Origin of the sequence: Lactobacillus sp. UMNPBX15, from assembly GCF_002553785.1 — a bacterium.
Lineage (GTDB): Bacteria > Bacillota > Bacilli > Lactobacillales > Lactobacillaceae > Lactobacillus > Lactobacillus crispatus.
This window is the reverse complement of the sequence record NZ_PCYV01000015.1, coordinates 25,224-41,735: the sequence shown is the minus strand read 5'-3', so window position 1 is coordinate 41,735 and position 16,512 is coordinate 25,224. Positions and strand designations below refer to the sequence as shown.

Sequence of the window (16,512 nt, the reverse complement as noted above, 5' to 3'; positions counted from 1 at the left end):
ATTAAAAAATCAATTTACGAGAAAGATCTATTTACACAAAAGATTTGACAGTTTCGCAATATTTTAAAAGATTAAAGTGGGAATTTTTATTTGTTACATTTTTAATAGTCATTAATGCAGGCTTTTTGACACTAGCCGGAATATCTAGCGCTAATGCTTTAAGTGCAGTTGCAAAATTAAAAGCTGAGCGTTTTTTCATGTGGGTTGCCTTAATGGGCGGTGCCTATATTTTTTACGCGATTGTTAACTGTCTAGTCAATGTTGAGCAAACCCGTTTGGCACAAAATGTGGATAAATTAATTAGAAATGACATTGCGCAAGATCTATCACAGACGAGTTATTCAGGCTTTCATCAACAAACGGTAGCTACTTACAATTCTTGGCTGACCAATGACATTACAACCATTAATAACTTTGGTGTCGAGGATTTCATGATGATCATTAGACAAATCAGTGAAATTGTTTTCGGTATGCTCACTTTGGCGTACTTCAATGTCAGTCTTGTGGTCACTGTGATTATTTTGACAATTATTATGGGAGTGGTTCCCAATTTGTTTTCTAAAATTTTGGCCAAAAGGTCATTAGAATATACCCATGCCAATGAACGTTTGGTTAATTCAATTAATGATGTGTTGAATGGCTTCAATACCTTATTTCTTGCCAATTTACCGCAAACAATCGTCAAAAAGATCAATGGCGCTTCTGATGATGTTAAAAAACATGCGCTAAATTATAGTAAAACAGCCGGGATAACTCAGGCGATTACCAATGGTCTAGCCTTTATCAGTCAAGTTATCATTTTAGGGCAAACAGGCTGGTTGATTTTGCATCAATTAACGCCAGTCGGGACCATCAGTGGGGCACAATTTTTTGCCAGTACAATTTTCGCTGAATTAAGTGGGATTAGTTTTAATTGGCAAGAATTCAAATCAGTTAAACCAATTATAGAAAAATTTAAGACTATACCGCTTAAAACTGTTGATGGAGCTTTGCCTGCTGATTTTAAACTAAGCAATCTAGAATTGGATAAAGTTTCTTATCAGTATTCTGGACAAGATAAGCCTATCTTTGAGAATTTGAATTTAAATTTTAAACTGAAAAATAAATATATTCTGATGGGGGACTCTGCTGCAGAAAAATCAACTCTGCTGAATTTGATTTCTGGCTTACTTAGAGATTATCAGGGGAAAATTGAAATTTCTGATGTGGAATATAACCAGATTTCAGATAAGGATTTGCATGATCAGATTACATATTTGCAGCAAGATCCATATATTTTTACTGCTTCTCTAGGGTGGAATTTAACTTTGGGACGCCAAGTTTCAAAAGCAAAAATTTCTGAAGTGATCAAAGAATGTGGATTAGAGGATCTAATTGTTAAGTTGCCTGATGGCATGGATACTGTTTTAGCTGACCAAGGTAAACAGTTGTCCGGTGGGCAAAAACAGCGTGTTGCTTTTGCACGTGCATTGCTGCGTGATACACCAATTTATCTGTTAGATGAAGCTACTTCTGCCTTAGACAAAGCTTCTAGCGTACAATTAGAAAGATTGATTTTGACGCAAAAAGATAAAACCGTAATTATGGTAACTCACCACTTAAGAGATGAAGTTAAGCAGTTAGCTGATCAGGTAGTAGATCTAAATGAACTAAAGAAAAATTGATGAATTAACTAAAGGGAGCGATCCCTTTTTTAGTTTTTATATTTTATTGTTGCAATTACAACAAAATTAAATATAATAATTTTTAGGTGAAAAACATGAAAGAAGATATTTTGCGTCAAATTGGCACTATTGCGCGAGCACTTGATTCGATTGCTAATATTGAATTTAAAGAGATGCAATTGAATCGAGGTCAGTACCTGTATTTAGCCCGCATTAAAGAAAATCCGGGAATTATTTCTGACCATCTAGCAGGGATGCTTAATGTTGATCGGACAACGACAGCCCGCAGCATTAAAAAGCTAGAGCAAAATCAACTAATTAAGAAAGAAAACGATGCAGAGAATAAAAAGATTAAGCATCTGTTTGTGACTGATTTAGGTAAGCGACTAGCAATAAAAATTGAAAAAGAAAATACTTACTCAAATGAACTAGTTTTATCAGGATTAAGTTTAAAGCAAAGAGCGGAATTAACTGCTTTACTAAAGGTTGTAGAAGACAATGCCAGCGAAAACTGGCGCTTTGTTAAAAATGGTGGAAAGAGGGAATATTGATGGATTATACAATTAAGCCTATTACTACAAGTGATGTTGAAAAATTACAGAAAGTTTCACGTGAAACTTTTAAAGCGACTTTTGATCCTTACACTGCACCAAATGATATGGCACGCTTTTTGGAAGAAGATTATGAAACAGTAAAGTTAGTCAAAGAAATTGAAAATCCGAATAGTCGTTTTTACTTTTTAATGGTGCAGAATGAAATAGCAGGCTATTTAAAAATCAATGTTGGGGATGCACAGACAGAACATTTGCGTGAGAATGCCTTAGAGGTGGAACGAATTTATTTGCGTTCTAGTTTTCAACATCGTGGCTTAGGAAATGTGTTGCTTGATTTTGCGGAAAAAACGGCGCGTGAAGAAGGTAAAGACTACATGTGGTTGGGCGTTTATGAAAAAAATGTACCAGCACAGCATTTTTATAAGCGGCATGGTTTTAGTAAAGTGAGTCAACACACTTTCCAAGTGGGGAGTGACCCACAAACTGATTGGCTGTTAGTGAAGAAATTGACCAGAAATTAAACATACGAAAAGGCACAACTTGAAGAATAATGTTGTGCCTTTTTCTATGTGTTCTTATTCGTTAATCATCGTGTTCAGTTGAAATAATCTCCCTAGTATGGGCGTTGATTTTAACGTCTGTTTCTTGATGACCATTTTTAACTGTAACTTCCCAGTATGTTTTACCGGTATCTTCATCTTGTTCTAGTTTCCATTCCTCACTAGTACCTTTAACGTGTTCTTCTGCAATGCGGCTAGCGTCGTCACGGCTAATGGCACCTCTGAGGGCCAAGGCCTTTTGATTGCGATCATCATGATCTAATTTTTCTGAATGAACGTGGCTAATTTGACCAGTTTCTGCATTGATATTAACAGAGTATTCATTGGTTGAATCGAATCCCTCAATTTCGTAAAGGTAATGATTACCTTCACGACTTAATTCAATACTTTTAAGCTGCTTACCACTAAATTGTTGATGGAATTTATCAATGGCTTCTTGCTGGCTTAATTTGATTTGAATATTATCTTTTTGAGTTTGTTTGCTCATTGCTGACTCAGAATTGTGTGTAACTTTTGAGGAAGTAACACTTTTTTGAGTAGTCGTCGCAGTGTCGTTTTGCTTAGAACAAGCTACTACTGTTGTTAATAAAGTTGCGCTTAGTAGTGCGACACTTGTAAGTTTAGTAAATTTCATTCTATGTCCTCTCGTAATTAATCACGGTCAACACTAATTACTTTTTTAGTAATTGCGTTAACCTTAACTTCACTTTTTTGACCATTCTTACTGATGGTTACTTCCCAGACATGCTTTGAACCTTCCCGGTCTAATGACCATTCAACTGCCTTTCCAGCTACTCTTTTTTGAGCAATTTTAGTAGCAGTAGAGCGAGAAATTGTCTTGCTTAAGCTTAAAGCCTTTTTGCCACGTTCATCGCGATCTAATTTTTCGGAATGCGATGAGATAGTTTTGCCAGTTGAAGCATTGATTTTCATTTCATATTCCTTGCTTGAAGTGAAACCTTCAATGTCGTAAACGTAGCGACCGTTTTCTTTATCTAAACTGATTGATTCAATCTTGGCAGTCTTGAACTTTGCCTTAAACTTTTTAACAGCTGTATTTTGTGAAACCTTAATTTTGCTTGAAACAGCTTGCACAACATTAGTTTCGTTAGCTAAATTTATTGTAGCAATTGCGGCAGTTCCTAAGCCGAGTAATGCTGCACCGGTAATAGTAATTTTCTTTAAGTTAATAGTTTTCATAAAAAATTCTCCTCTAAAATCGTTAATAATTTTTGTTTTGCTTTACTTGATATATTTATCTTACTAGGTAAGCGGCTTAAAAAAACTAAGATTCAATAGAGTTTAAATGAAGATTTCTTCATTTTTCTAATGGAAGAGAAACTGTGAAGACTGTTCCTTGAGGAGCGTTATCTGTAACTTTAATTTTTCCATGATACTTATCAACTTCAGCTTTGACAATTGCCAAGCCTAGGCCAGATCCTTTAATTTTACTCGAATGAGAAGTGTCTTCACGATAAAAACGTTGAAATATTTTTTCGCGATTTTTCGCGGCAATACCGATGCCGTGATCTGCTACTTGAAAGAGTATTTGATTTTCTTTTTGAGTTAATGAGATGTTAATATCGCTATGTTCAGGCGAATATTTAGCAGCGTTTTCCACTAAATTATGCACAATGTTTCTAAAATCTGTTGGATTGATGAGGAAAAATAGTTCTTGCGGCATGTCAGTGTGTATTTTATGTGGATAAACTGCTTGAATTTCAGCGGTTATTTCATTAATAATTTTCACCAAATTAGTTTGCGTTAAATTTGTATTTCTCTCTATTCTGCCTAAAGCGAGTAGGTCATTAATTAAGCCTTCCATCTTTTTGGATTCAACGTCAATATAATCTAATGATTTGGGGATGATTTCAGGTTTATCTTTTCCATGTCGTCTGATTAGGTTAACATGACCGCGAATTGCAGCGATCGGAGTTTTTAGTTCATGCGAGGCATCACTAACAAATTGTTGTTCCCGCTGTAAAGCCTTATTTTGAAAAGTAAGCAAATTATTAAATGATTTAGCAAGCTGTTTAATTTCAAGTGGTTGATTAGGAACTGTAATTTTAGTTGTAGCCCCATCTTTTTGAATATCTTGAATTTCACTATTCATTGTTTGAATTGGACGGCTCCATTTATGTGATAAACGTCGAATAAGTGGGATACTAATCAAAATAGCGGCTAAGTTAATAATTAACATTGTGCAAAATAGCCAAATAATTAAATGAAATAACCTATCAATGTTTAGAGCAACATTGATTTTAAAATTATGCTTTTGCTCATCTTTTAAAAAGTAAATGTGCTTGTTTGAATAAACTAAATTTTGATAGTGTCTCTGCTCGTTAATATACTTAAAAGTTTCATGCGCATCTTCAGAGTAGTAAGTTTTGCCATGTGGCGTAGTCAGAGTAATCGCATCGCTGTCTTGCTTGGCTAAATATGCGTCTAGCATTGCCGACCAATCATATTGTGAATCTAGATTATCTTTAACAGCTCTAACAACCTGCTCACTTTGTCGTTCAGCTTGATAATAGATGTAAGCAGAAGAAATAATTAAGAAAGCTACATTGACTAATATTAAAATAGCTACAAATAGCTTTACGAATAAGTATGTTAATTGTTGGGTAGTTGATTTAGGATCAGCTTTTTTCATGATTATCATCTAATTTTCTCAAACAATAGCCCAAGCCGCGCATGGTTTTAATGATCTTTTTGTAGGGATTGCCTATCTTGTTGCGAATAGTTCGAATATAAACATCAACAGTATTGGTTTGACCAACAAAGTCATATCCCCAGACTGTATCAAGCAACTCGTCACGACTTTTGACTTTTTCGGGGTCCCGCATTAGTTCAGTGATTAAAGCAAATTCCTTAGGAGTAAGATAAATTTTTTCATTATCACAATAGAATTCATGCTTAAGCAGATCAATTTTTAATGGGCCAAATTCTAGGGAAGTATCAGGGACGTCATTTTGCTGCCGCATTTTTTCCAGTCTTCGCAAGACTACCCGAATTCGTGCCAGCAATTCCTCGATTTCAAATGGTTTGGTGAGGTAGTCGTCTAGTCCCTGATCAAGAGCAGAGCTTATATCAGAGGCAGAATTTTTGGCGGTAAGCATAATAATAGGGACATCACTTTGCTTGCGGATTCGCCGTAACACGGTCATGCCATCATATACTGGCAACATCCAATCAAGCAAAATTAAAGTTGGCTTTTCTTGAGTAAAAAAGTCTAATGCTTTTTTGCCGTCTTCAGCCCAAACAACTTGGTAATCCTCAAATTCTAATTCAGTTTTGACGAAGCTAGCGACGCTTTCTTCATCCTCAACTAGCAGAATTTTGACATCTTTTTCATCCATATCATTTTCCTTAAAAATAAAAGGCCGGAAATCGATTCCAGCCTGAATATCTGTTAATTAATTTTCGCCCTTAAATGTACCATTTTCTACTTCACGAATAAAGTCAGCTAAGTGCTTATAATATACGTCAGGGTTGTCAACCATGTGGTGGTGACCACCGTCAGGTGTAGTTACTAAGCGTGAGTTAGGAATCTTCTTTTGCATAATCTTAGCAGTTGAAATTGGCATAGTTTCGTTTTCACCAAAGGTTAATAGGGTTGGCACCTTGATCTTGTGTAATTGATCTCTGAAATGCCAGTCTTTTAATTTACCAGTAATTACGAATTCATTGTCGCCTTGGAAAGCGTTGTAAACGGCGGTTCCACCAATGTCTTTTAAGTGGTAAAGCTTAGATGGTTGCTTTCGGTCAACGAAATTAATATTTAAAATTTGTACGTCATCTTGATAGCGTTGATTATCATAGTCATTGTTCTTTTCGCATTCGTGCATAAAGTCGATTTCGGTTTGTGGTAAAACCTCTTGGCGTCTTCTGTTAACTGAAGCAACGTACTCATCGATTTCATCAACCATTGAGGAGATAATTGCACCTTTCAAGTGTTGACCATATTTAACGGCGTATTCTTGAACTAATAGGCCACCCCAGCTTTGGCCGATTAAATAAATGTTATCAAGTCCTAACTTTTCACGGACTTCGTCAACCTCATCTAAGAAATATTCGTAGGTTAAATATTTCTTGGCAATTTCAGGATCAGAGTAGTCAGGCTGATCTGAATAAAGTGAACCGAGTTGATCGTACATAGTAACTTGCACGTTCAAGCCTTGCTTTTTCAATTGTTCTGCAGTGTCTTCCCAATATTCGTGATTGCCGCCAGGACCACCATGCAAAGCTAGAAGATGAATGTCGCCTTCACCTTGGGTGTTGGTCCATAAGTGATAACCGTTGTCTAAAGTAATAATTTTAGTACCAGTCTTCATTAAAAGTTCCTTTCTGTTTTTCATTAAAAATTAAAATGATTACTCTAATTATCGTATCTAATTGAGAAAAAGACAAGCTAGCGGGTATAATGTTTCTAACGGGATAGAAAAGGAGAAATTAATGAGCCTGAAGTACGCTAAAAAAAGCCAAATTATTAGCTATACCATTTTGGCCGCAATCAAGGCCTGCAACATCGTCTTTGTAGCTTATATGGTACAAATTATGTTGAATGTTGCTTCGTCAGGATCGCATGATTATCTGCATTTGATTCGCCTGGCTGCTTTGACTTCCTTAGGTCAGATGTGTTTTATGGCCAGTAACTTTGTCTATGAAACGGTAAAGATGGGCATTATTCGTGACGTGAATATGACCTTTAAGCGCGCTAACTTGCGTTATTTGGTTGATCAAGGTGAGCCTGATATCAAGAGCGGTTTATCACTGATGACCAACGATTTAAAACAGATTGAAACTAATCGGATAACGGCACAATTGGATATGATTTTCCAAGGTTTGTCGTTTTTCGGGGCAATTACTTTTTCTTTTTATAGTTCATGGCAGATGACCCTAGTATTTTTGATTGCTACGCTTGCGCCAGCATTAGTTCAAATGATTACTAGTCCTATCATTACACGTAAGTCCAAGATTTGGGCAACGACTAATGCTAACTATACGCAAAATGTGTCCGATTCATTAAATGGGGCACAGGCTACCAAGCTTTATAACGTGCGCACCAACATCGTTACACGAGCAGCTGGTGCGGCCCAGGCAATGGAGAACGCTCTGCGTAATATGACATTGACTCAAGCTTGGGCACTAGAATTAATTTATTCAGCTGCTGAATTGTTTTGCTTCATCGTACCATGTACTATTGGCGGTATTATGATGATGCAGGGAAATTTAAAGGTGGGTACATTAGTAATGATGGTCGATTTGGCCTTGAACTTTATCACGCCAATCGTGACTCTTTTTAACGAATTTAACCAAGTCAAGTCGACTGTGCCAATGTGGGAAAAGACTCAGCGCGCTTTGCATCACGTGCTGAAAGATGATAAGCAGAAGATCGATCATTTTGATGGTATGGAGGTTGAACAACTATCTTATGTTACAGGTAGTGATCACAAACGCATCTTTGAGAATGTGAACTTGGAAGTTAAGCCAGGTGAAAAAGTCCTATTGATGGCGCCAAGTGGTTGGGGCAAGACTACCTTGCTTCGTTTACTATTAGGCTTGAGAAAGCCCAAAGATGGTAAAATTTTGATCAATGGTACGGATGTAACGGGAAATTGGGATGCTGCCCACAATTATTTTTCCTATGTTAATCAAAAGCCATTCATGTTTGATGATACGTTGCGTTTTAACATTACATTAGGACGTAAGGTGAGTGATGAGCATCTGAAGCAAGTTATTCATGAAGCAGGACTGGATGAACTAGTTAAGGAACAAGGTTTGGATAAGCCGGTTGGAGAAAATGGTAGTGGCTTGTCTGGCGGACAAATTCAGCGGGTAGAAATTGCTCGTGCTTTGTTATCAGATCGCCCAATTTTATTGGCTGACGAAGCAACTAGTGCGCTTGATCCTAATCTATCGTTGGAGATTCACAAGACTTTATTAAAGAATCCACGGGTAGCGGTAATTGAAGTAGCACACAAGATTTCGCCAGAAGAAAAGGCCATGTTTGATGTGATCATTCACTTAGACACGCACACAATTGAGACTAAGATGTAAAGAGTTGATTGTTAATCAACTCCTTTTATATAAAATAATATATATTAGTTTTGACAAAAATATTTTGTAAAATATATCAAAACTATCGAACTGAAACCACTTACATTATATAATCAAGGCAAGATAGTTCTTTTTAAGGGAGAAAAAAATTATGGCTGAACCAAAATGGCTTAAAGATATGAATCGTGACGAGTACTTAAAAGAAGATTTCGATGCAACTGGCAAGACTAAATACACCGTTGAAGGTATTGATAAGAATGACCCTGACTGGCTCGACAAGGCTGCTAAGAAAGTCCACGCTGCAGAAGGCGACGACTACGTTAAGCTTGATAGTGGTTTGTTAACTGTTAATCAAATTAACTGGATGCTGCAAAATACTATTGGTGAAATGACTTTTGTTGACAGCAACAACCAATTCTTGTGGTACAACCGTCCTAAGGATCCAAATGCTAAGATGAAGGCTAAGCGTACACCAGAACAAGTTGGTGACACTATGAAGGCAATTCACCCAGACGTTCGTGACGTTATTCCTAACGCTAAGAAGGTTGTACATGCGTTACGCACTAAGGAAAGTGGACACGATGATGTTTACATGCCTGTTCCTACTGGTAATTTGAAGGAATTGGTTTTGCACTACTACAAGCGTGTTGAAGATGACGAAGGCAATTATGCTGGTATTTATGAATGGGTACAAGACTTATATCCGTTGGTTAAGTATTTCTGTGAGACTACTGGTCAAAAGTTGGTAGTAGACGATGACGCAACAACTGGTGCAACTTATCGTAGAAATTCTGATCCAGACGCCGCAACTGGTGCATCAACTAAAGCTGCAGAAGTTAAAGAAGAAAAGCACGAAGAACCAGATACTACAACTGGTGCTTCGCAACATTAATATCAATTGCAATGAAAAAAGCGACTCAATCGAGTCGCCTTTTTTAATTAGATAATCTGACTGCGATCATTATTTCATCAGGCAGATTTTCACAGGTGATATTCTCCTTAGGATAAGCAAAGTAAGGAAAAACTTCGTAATTTTCAGGAAGATGAGTGTTGATAAATCTTTTGAGCTGGTGGTGAGTGATAGTTTCATTTGCCGCCAGGTTAATTCCAGAATAAGTGCCAACCATGTTGCCTTCAGGATAGTAATAGTTGATAGGCAATTGGTAGTTTGGAGTGTTAGTTGCCTTAGTAGGAAGAATTTGTTGGAATATTTTTTGAGGAACATAAATTAGTTTGTTTTTTAGCATATATATACACCTCTATCATTTTTGTGACATAGTGTCATTTTACTAAAAAACATAGTTTTAAGCTACTTTTTAATTTTGACTACAACATATAGATATAGTTTATGCTAATAGCACAATATTTGGTTGAATTCAATCTTGTATAAAATTTATCTTTCTATTAGGATAGATATCGATGTGCTTTTTTGCATAGCACGGATAAGGCACAAGATCTTGTATTTTGCGACCTAAAATAAAAAAGGGGAATGTTGAATAGGATGGAAAGAAAACACGAAAATTATTTTGTTTGGCTATTTAATCAATTGAAAGGCTGGCCAGTTCAAAATTACTGTTTATGGTTTTTTGCGTTTGGATTTCAATTAGCTTTGCTGATTCAAGGCAAAATTACAAGCGTAACTTTGATTACTTTTATTGGTACGCTTTTGGGTACACTTTGTGTATTGGCAATTAACGCTACTAAGGCAATTAATGGTTGGTTGGGGTTGATTTCAGCTGCTTGTTTTATCTATGCAGGTTGGTCAGCTAAGAATTATCTTTCCATTTTTGAACAGATTGCCTATATTGCAACTTTAGATTTACCAGTTATCATTGCCGTTAGATCATGGAATGACGATACTAAGAATCATTTGAGAAAATTTGGTTCAAAGGAATGGCTTATTGCTATTGTTGGAACTTTACTTGTTTATGTTGTATCCGGCTTTTTGATTGGTAAATTTACCAATGATCCTCGTCCTTGGATTGATGCTATTAGTTTTGCCATTTCACTTACTGCTGGAATCATGTGCTTTATGCGTTACAACAATCAATACTTTTGGTGGACTGCTAGTGGCGTCTTCCAGTTGATTCTTTGGGGCGTAACTTATGCTCAAGGTGATGCAAACTTAGCCATGGCAATTAATTCATTGATCTATGTAATTAATGATGTGTTAGCCTTCACTGTTTCACCATGGTTTAACATGGGCCGTCGCAAAGCTGGATTAAAAGAAATTCAAAAATAATTAATAATAGTGAAAAGTGAATAATTTCTAGTAAAAGTAGTACGAAAGTGCTACTTTTTTTCTGTGTTAGAATGAAAGAAAAATATGAAGGGTGAGGTAGAGCATGACCTTTTATACAATGAAATATATTCAAAATAACCAGAATACTAATCAGGCAGTATTATATGCTTTGATGTTGGTGGCGGCGTTAGCAATGATAATTTTTGCTTTGCTATATTTACATAACCGTTTTGCAACCAAGTATCGCGATTTGGGTATTATTGCCTTATTATTTTTGCTTTTGTTTGCCGGTACGCAATATGAAAAATATGTGCAACTTAATACGCAAAAATCACAGGCGATTCAAATCGTGCCATTCATCAAATCGATTGCTAAAGATGAAAATGTTTCGACTTCTAATGTTTTAGTTAGTTCAACGGTTTTAACTAATGGCATGATCGTAAGGATTGATTCTAAAAATATTGATTATCAGTTAAACCTTAATGATGATCGCAATACTTACACATTAACGCAAGCCCATGTAATTGATCATAAAGTAGAGGTAATAAAATAATGCAGCTAGATTACACACAATTATTCATTAAGTTTGCTCTCGGTATCTTAACTTTAATCATTCAAATCAATGTCTTTGGTAAGTCTAATCTGGCTCCTACGACTGCATTAGATCAATTGCAGAATTATGTTTTAGGTGGAATTATTGGTGGCTTGATTTACAATCCTAGTATTACAATTCTTCAGTTTTTCCTAGTTCTAATCGTTTGGACGTTGGTTGTTTTTATTTTGAAATTCAGCCGTGATCACAATAATTGGATTAGAGGGATTATCGATGGTAAACCCGTTCAGGTAATCAAAAATGGTAAGGTGCTAGTTGGCAACTGCATGAAGGCAGGAATCTCCGCTAATGAATTAATGTTTAAATTGCGCAGTCGAGGTATCTACTCTGTTGAAAAGATTAAGAATTGTATCTTTGAGCAAAACGGGCAATTAACTATTATTGAAAATGATGAAGCTAACATTCGTTTCCCAATAATTAGTGATGGTCAGGCTAATATTGATGTCTTAGAGTTGATTCACAAAAGCGAAGCTTGGTTACAGCAACAAGTTGAAGAGGCAGGTTATAATAGTATCAGTGATGTTTTCTTAGGAGAATACATTAATGGACAATTACGCTTGACAGGTTATTCAAAGGGAAAGAGATAAAATGGCAGATTTAGTGACAGCAAAAAAATGGCTGAAAAATGCTAACACGGTGATCGTAACGGCTGGTAATGGCATGGCCAAAGAAGAGGGACTAGATATCCTAAGTGAAGAAGGCTTTGATGATCAATTTGGCAAAATTGCAGATAAGTATGATGTGCATACAATTGGGGATGCATTAGATAAGAGGTTTGATACTTGGAGCGAGCAATGGGCTTTTTGGAGTGAGCTAATCAACGAATATTCCTTACAATATGAGCCTAGTGAGACGATGCTTGCTCTAAAAAAGCTAATTCGTGATAAAAAATATTTTATTGCGACCAGTACATTCGGGCACTTTTTTGAAAATGCAGGCTTTAATGAAAATCGAATTTTCAATGCCTTTGGTGATTGGACTAAAATGCAGTGTTCTAGCGGGATTAATCATGGTCAAAAGGATAACCGTGAAGTAGTAGAACGCTTTATGACGGCAATTAAGAACGGCAACGTAACGGCAGATTTAGTACCAAAGTGCGAGGACTGCAATAGTCCAATGGAATTGCATATGCCGCTGAATGCTAACTTCTTCCCTGATACCGATGCTAATACGCGTTTTCGTTGGTTTCTAACGGGAGCCGAGGACAAGAATGTCGTAATTTTGGAATTAGGCGTAGATGAGACCAGTCCTCAATTACTTGATCCAATGGTAAAGCTAGTGCAGCAATTTCCTAATTGGCATTATATTGCCGCTGATTTAGCTGATGCAGATTTGCCAGCTGATCTTAAGAAACGAGCAATGGGTTTTGATAGCAATTCGCACGAGATGCTGATGAATTTGATTAAATAATTAAATAGGTGAAGAATGAGTATTTACATAAAAAATGGAATTTTACATGTAACCGGTGCGCAAGACAAGTTGCGTAAAAAAGGACAGGAAAAGCCTGACTTTTTGACCAATTATACAATGCTTGATATTGAAACAACGGGCTTATATCCTTACCGCGATCGAATTACTGAATTAGGTGGGGTTAAGGTACGTAACGGTCAAATTGTTGATCAATATACTAATTTGGTGAAGTTTTCCAAGAATAATTCTGTTCCTGCTTTTATTACTAAGCTAAATGGAATTACTGAAGAGCAAATTGTGAAGGAAGGGATTCCGGCTGAGCAGGCTATTCGTGAATTTCGTGAGTTTATTGGTGATGACGTTATCATTGGGTATAACGTCAATTTTGACTTGAACTTTTTGTATGATTTAAGTCGAAAATATGGCTTACCAGTGCTTGATAATGATTACGTTGACGTATTGCGTTTGGCGCGGACATATTATCCACGCGAGCGCCATAACCGTCTGCTTGATTGCATGCAGCGGGCTGGAATTGCTCAAGTTGAGGCTCACCACGGTTTGCAGGATTCTCTTGATACGATCAAGGTTTATGATGACTTTGCCCAGCACTTTACTGATGATTTATTGGAAAAGGCACAAAGCAAGATTAAGAATATCGACCTAACTACTGGCGAATTGGATTATGTTGACTTAGGTTGGCACAATCCGGTTCAAAATAAGAATATCGTTTTGTCTGGCAATATTCATATGAACGAAGCTGAAGCGGGCAAGATGATCAACAATATGGGCGGCCAAGTTGACAATTCAGTGTTAGCAACGACTAATTACTTAATCATGGGTGATCAAGATTTCTTTAGAAAAGATAATCAGGATTTGAATGCAGCACGTGATTTGATCAAAAATGGTGCTAAGATTAAGCGTTTTTCGGAGACCTTTTTCTTAAGCATGCTTGATGATTGGGCTCGTAGTTAGAGGAAAAAGATGACACGAAGAAGACGAAAAAAACAAGGAACGGTTGTTTCATCATTAATTGTCTTAATCGCGATTTTATGGGGAGTTTTTACTAAAGCTGGCAGCGATCCAAATGGTAGCCAGTTTTTGCGTGACTTTACTGGCAATAATGATGAACATGTAACTAATACAATTAGCGATGCATCAAAAGCCAAGACCAATTATGGAGGTCTATCGCCAACTGATTATCAAAAATTAGCTAATTTGAATTTTAAGAGTGGCAGTCGCGCTTATACCGAAGTCAACCATGATAAGTCGACTTTGGTCAAAGGCGCATGGAAGATAAATCGGGTGATTTACTCTAACCTTGATTCATTGAATCGAACATCGCGCTCTAATACAGCCTTTTTGGAAAAGCGCAATGTGGCTAATGATAGCTTGCGAGTAAGGCAATATGTTGAACCGACTGGCTGGCACTATAATCACCGTAACGGTACCCAAATCTATAATCGGGGCCACTTGATTGCCTATTCAGTCTCAGCTGGAATTGATCAAAGCGGCAATTATGATCCACGCAATCAATCAGGGGACCAAAATAATCCTAAGAATTTGTTTACGCAATCCGCTTATTCTAACCAAAAGATTCAGACTATTTTTGAGGCTAAGGTTAGGAGAGCACTGCGGCAGAATAAGCGTGTAATTTATCAAGCAACTGCTGTTTTTCGTGGTAATGAGTTAATGGCCCGCGGCGTGAATTTGCAGGCCGTTTCAACTGATGGCAGTTTAAACTTCAATGTCTATCTCTATAACGTGCAGCCCGGTTATGTTTTTAACTATAATAACGGTCGAGCAAAAGTTGATCGGCAAATGCAGGTTAATGAGTAGTAGAATTAATAATATGAAAAATTATTACTGAAATAAAAAAGGAAGTATAAACAATAATGAAAAAAGATAACTGTACTGCAATGCTAGTTGGTAAGGACGCTTCAATCGATGGATCAACCATGATTGCGCGTGACGAAGACGGTTATGGTGGCATTAACGAAAAAGTTTTTGTGGTAAACCCAGCCCGTCATTATGATGAAGATTATGTATCAAAATATAACGGCTTTAAGATGCACCTTGAGGGCGATGGCTGCAAATGGACTGCTGTCCCTACTGCTGATGATTCAGAAGGTCGCTGGGACGAGCAAGGCATTAACGAATATAACGTTGCCATGTCAGCCACTGAAACTGAAGCTACTAATGCTCGCTGCTTAGGACATGATCCTTTAGTAGCAAATGGAATCAACGAAGACTCAATGGTTTATATTACTTTGCCATTCGTGAAGACTGCTCGTGAAGGTGTTAAGCGCTTAGGGCAATTAATCGAAAAATATGGTACCGGTGAAAGCAACGGTATTGCCTTTTCAGACAACAAGGAAGTTTGGTATCTGGAAACTGGCGCGGGTCACCAATGGGTTGCGGCTCGTGTTCCTGATGATTCTTACGCAATTTGTCCTAACATCATGGTGATTCAAAATGTTGACTTTGATGATCCAGATAACTTTATGTATTCAGCTGGTATTCGAGAATTCGTAGAAAAGAATCATTTAAACAATAGTACTGACGGTAGCTTTTCTTTCAGAGATATTTTTGGTACTAAGGATGAAGCTGATGCTTTTTACAATACTCCAAGAACTTGGTATGGACAGAAGTTGTTTAATCCAAGCATTGAACAAGACCCAACTAGTCAAGAAATGCCATTTACGCGCGTTCCCGAAAAGAAGATTGGTGTTGAAGATGTGCAAAGATTTTTAACTAGTCACTATAACGGTACACCATACGATCCAATGGACACTTTTTCATCTGGTTCAGAAAAAGAACAAAAGATGTTCCGTTCTATTGCTTTAGACAGAAACCAAGAATCAAGCATCTTGCAAATTAGAAATGATGTTCCTGCCAAGATGGCTGCAATTCAATGGATTAATATGGGCTTTTATGCATATTCACCATATGTTCCTTTCTACACCAATATTGAGGATACACCACTTAACTATAAGGTGGCAGATCATATCGTTGATCCAGATAGTAGTGCTTACTGGTTGTATAAAACTTTACAAGTGCTTGTTGAACCACGCTATCACCAATATATTTATGAGGTAAACGCCTATCGTGATGATTGTCAAAGCTACGGTATTGGCCGAATTGATCTTATTGATGAAAAAGCTAAAAATATGGAAGGCAGAGAGCTTATTAAATATTTAACTAGCGCTAATGATGAAACTGCTGGTGTGATTACCAAAAAGACTAAGAACTTGATGAGCAAGTTGGTTCGTCAAGCCTTGAATAGTTCAAAATATCAATTTGAACGTGGAGATAACTTATGATACAAAAAGCCATGACTAATTCATGGCTTTTTTTGGTACCTACCACAATATTTAGTAAACCCGAATTTTTAAAAAGAAATAAGTGAAAA

Annotated in this window: 18 protein-coding genes; 12 read left to right on the top strand and 6 right to left on the bottom strand. The window is 36.9% G+C overall.

Annotation, left to right across the window (positions count from 1 at the left end; all coding sequences use genetic code 11):
* The first annotated feature begins 44 nt into the window (after positions 1–44).
* From CP366_RS05245 to CP366_RS05235, 3 genes are all read left to right on the top strand, one after another.
* The gene (locus CP366_RS05245) at positions 45–1,664 is read left to right on the top strand and encodes an ABC transporter ATP-binding protein (RefSeq protein ID WP_089148095.1); all 1,620 of its coding nucleotides are present in this window, start codon (positions 45–47) and stop codon (positions 1,662–1,664) included.
* A 95-nt stretch (positions 1,665–1,759) separates the two neighbouring features.
* Positions 1,760–2,215 carry a MarR family winged helix-turn-helix transcriptional regulator gene (locus CP366_RS05240; RefSeq protein WP_089148096.1) on the top strand — a complete coding sequence of 152 codons (456 nt, stop codon included), beginning with the start codon at positions 1,760–1,762 and terminating at the stop codon, positions 2,213–2,215.
* Positions 2,215–2,739 carry a GNAT family N-acetyltransferase gene (locus tag CP366_RS05235; protein ID WP_057726739.1) on the top strand — a complete coding sequence of 175 codons (525 nt, stop codon included), beginning with the start codon at positions 2,215–2,217 and terminating at the stop codon, positions 2,737–2,739. The genes CP366_RS05240 and CP366_RS05235 overlap by 1 nt, the downstream gene beginning before the upstream one ends.
* A gap of 61 nt (positions 2,740–2,800) precedes the next feature.
* Here CP366_RS05235 and CP366_RS05230 read toward each other — a convergent pair whose 3' ends face one another.
* From CP366_RS05230 to CP366_RS05210, 5 genes are all read right to left on the bottom strand, one after another.
* Complete coding sequence (locus CP366_RS05230) at positions 2,801–3,412, bottom strand: PepSY domain-containing protein (RefSeq protein WP_089148097.1); 612 nt, start codon at positions 3,410–3,412, stop codon at positions 2,801–2,803.
* 17 nt (positions 3,413–3,429) lie between these two features.
* Complete coding sequence (locus CP366_RS05225; RefSeq protein WP_013086824.1) at positions 3,430–3,978, bottom strand: PepSY domain-containing protein; 549 nt, start codon at positions 3,976–3,978, stop codon at positions 3,430–3,432.
* A 118-nt stretch (positions 3,979–4,096) separates the two neighbouring features.
* Positions 4,097–5,431, bottom strand: coding sequence for a cell wall metabolism sensor histidine kinase WalK (locus CP366_RS05220; RefSeq protein WP_176714039.1), 1,335 nt, complete (start codon positions 5,429–5,431; stop codon positions 4,097–4,099).
* Positions 5,418–6,137: a response regulator transcription factor gene (locus CP366_RS05215; RefSeq protein WP_089148098.1), complete on the bottom strand. Its 720-nt coding sequence runs from the start codon at positions 6,135–6,137 to the stop codon at positions 5,418–5,420. Before CP366_RS05215 ends, CP366_RS05220 begins: the two co-directional genes overlap by 14 nt.
* A 57-nt stretch (positions 6,138–6,194) precedes the next feature.
* A complete protein-coding gene (locus CP366_RS05210; protein WP_005722412.1) occupies positions 6,195–7,112 on the bottom strand; it encodes a prolyl aminopeptidase in 918 nt (305 codons plus the stop codon).
* Between the two features lie 121 nt (positions 7,113–7,233).
* On the opposite strand from CP366_RS05210, the gene CP366_RS05205 reads away from it, so the two are divergent.
* Positions 7,234–8,838: an ABC transporter ATP-binding protein gene (locus tag CP366_RS05205; RefSeq protein WP_089148099.1), complete on the top strand. Its 1,605-nt coding sequence runs from the start codon at positions 7,234–7,236 to the stop codon at positions 8,836–8,838.
* A gap of 151 nt (positions 8,839–8,989) precedes the next feature.
* Entirely contained in the window at positions 8,990–9,730 is a 741-nt protein-coding gene (locus tag CP366_RS05200) for a PAS domain-containing protein (protein ID WP_013086819.1), read from the top strand.
* A gap of 43 nt (positions 9,731–9,773) precedes the next feature.
* Here the strand turns inward: CP366_RS05200 and CP366_RS05195 are convergent, their stop codons facing one another.
* Complete coding sequence (locus tag CP366_RS05195; protein ID WP_089148100.1) at positions 9,774–10,085, bottom strand: hypothetical protein; 312 nt, start codon at positions 10,083–10,085, stop codon at positions 9,774–9,776.
* 254 nt (positions 10,086–10,339) lie between these two features.
* Here CP366_RS05195 and pnuC point away from each other — a divergent pair, with 254 nt between their 5' ends.
* The 7 genes from pnuC (at position 10,340) to CP366_RS05160 (ending at position 16,423) form a co-directional block, all read left to right on the top strand.
* Positions 10,340–11,080 carry a nicotinamide riboside transporter PnuC gene (gene pnuC, locus CP366_RS05190; RefSeq protein ID WP_013086814.1) on the top strand — a complete coding sequence of 247 codons (741 nt, stop codon included), beginning with the start codon at positions 10,340–10,342 and terminating at the stop codon, positions 11,078–11,080.
* 103 nt (positions 11,081–11,183) lie between these two features.
* Positions 11,184–11,633, top strand: a complete 450-nt coding sequence (locus CP366_RS05185; RefSeq protein ID WP_089148101.1) for a DUF3290 domain-containing protein — start codon at positions 11,184–11,186, stop codon at positions 11,631–11,633.
* On the top strand, positions 11,633–12,280 hold the full coding sequence (locus tag CP366_RS05180) for a DUF421 domain-containing protein (protein WP_005720683.1): 648 nt from the start codon (positions 11,633–11,635) through the stop codon (positions 12,278–12,280). The genes CP366_RS05185 and CP366_RS05180 overlap by 1 nt, the downstream gene beginning before the upstream one ends.
* Position 12,281: 1 nt before the next feature.
* Positions 12,282–13,103 carry a hypothetical protein gene (locus CP366_RS05175; protein WP_005726588.1) on the top strand — a complete coding sequence of 274 codons (822 nt, stop codon included), beginning with the start codon at positions 12,282–12,284 and terminating at the stop codon, positions 13,101–13,103.
* 15 nt (positions 13,104–13,118) lie between these two features.
* Positions 13,119–14,075, top strand: a complete 957-nt coding sequence (locus CP366_RS05170) for an exonuclease domain-containing protein (protein ID WP_089148102.1) — start codon at positions 13,119–13,121, stop codon at positions 14,073–14,075.
* Between the two features lie 9 nt (positions 14,076–14,084).
* Positions 14,085–14,939, top strand: a complete 855-nt coding sequence (locus tag CP366_RS05165) for a DNA/RNA non-specific endonuclease (protein WP_005720689.1) — start codon at positions 14,085–14,087, stop codon at positions 14,937–14,939.
* Between the two features lie 56 nt (positions 14,940–14,995).
* Entirely contained in the window at positions 14,996–16,423 is a 1,428-nt protein-coding gene (locus CP366_RS05160) for a C69 family dipeptidase (RefSeq protein WP_068813749.1), read from the top strand.
* The last annotated feature ends 89 nt before the right edge of the window (positions 16,424–16,512 follow it).

Bases quoted from the DNA above. Each gene is read 5' to 3' on its own strand.
- CP366_RS05220 (WP_176714039.1), bottom strand. From the start codon at position 5,431: ATGAAAAAAGCTGATCCTAAATCAACTACCCAACAATTAACATACTTA.
- CP366_RS05160 (WP_068813749.1), top strand. From the start codon at position 14,996: ATGAAAAAAGATAACTGTACTGCAATGCTAGTTGGTAAGGACGCTTCA.
- CP366_RS05230 (WP_089148097.1), bottom strand. From the start codon at position 3,412: ATGAAATTTACTAAACTTACAAGTGTCGCACTACTAAGCGCAACTTTA.
- CP366_RS05205 (WP_089148099.1), top strand. From the start codon at position 7,234: ATGAGCCTGAAGTACGCTAAAAAAAGCCAAATTATTAGCTATACCATT.
- CP366_RS05170 (WP_089148102.1), top strand. From the start codon at position 13,119: ATGAGTATTTACATAAAAAATGGAATTTTACATGTAACCGGTGCGCAA.
- CP366_RS05165 (WP_005720689.1), top strand. From the start codon at position 14,085: ATGACACGAAGAAGACGAAAAAAACAAGGAACGGTTGTTTCATCATTA.
- pnuC (WP_013086814.1), top strand. From the start codon at position 10,340: ATGGAAAGAAAACACGAAAATTATTTTGTTTGGCTATTTAATCAATTG.
- CP366_RS05200 (WP_013086819.1), top strand. From the start codon at position 8,990: ATGGCTGAACCAAAATGGCTTAAAGATATGAATCGTGACGAGTACTTA.
- CP366_RS05175 (WP_005726588.1), top strand. From the start codon at position 12,282: ATGGCAGATTTAGTGACAGCAAAAAAATGGCTGAAAAATGCTAACACG.
- CP366_RS05235 (WP_057726739.1), top strand. From the start codon at position 2,215: ATGGATTATACAATTAAGCCTATTACTACAAGTGATGTTGAAAAATTA.
- CP366_RS05210 (WP_005722412.1), bottom strand. From the start codon at position 7,112: ATGAAGACTGGTACTAAAATTATTACTTTAGACAACGGTTATCACTTA.
- CP366_RS05225 (WP_013086824.1), bottom strand. From the start codon at position 3,978: ATGAAAACTATTAACTTAAAGAAAATTACTATTACCGGTGCAGCATTA.
- CP366_RS05185 (WP_089148101.1), top strand. From the start codon at position 11,184: ATGACCTTTTATACAATGAAATATATTCAAAATAACCAGAATACTAAT.
- CP366_RS05195 (WP_089148100.1), bottom strand. From the start codon at position 10,085: ATGCTAAAAAACAAACTAATTTATGTTCCTCAAAAAATATTCCAACAA.
- CP366_RS05180 (WP_005720683.1), top strand. From the start codon at position 11,633: ATGCAGCTAGATTACACACAATTATTCATTAAGTTTGCTCTCGGTATC.
- CP366_RS05240 (WP_089148096.1), top strand. From the start codon at position 1,760: ATGAAAGAAGATATTTTGCGTCAAATTGGCACTATTGCGCGAGCACTT.
- CP366_RS05215 (WP_089148098.1), bottom strand. From the start codon at position 6,137: ATGGATGAAAAAGATGTCAAAATTCTGCTAGTTGAGGATGAAGAAAGC.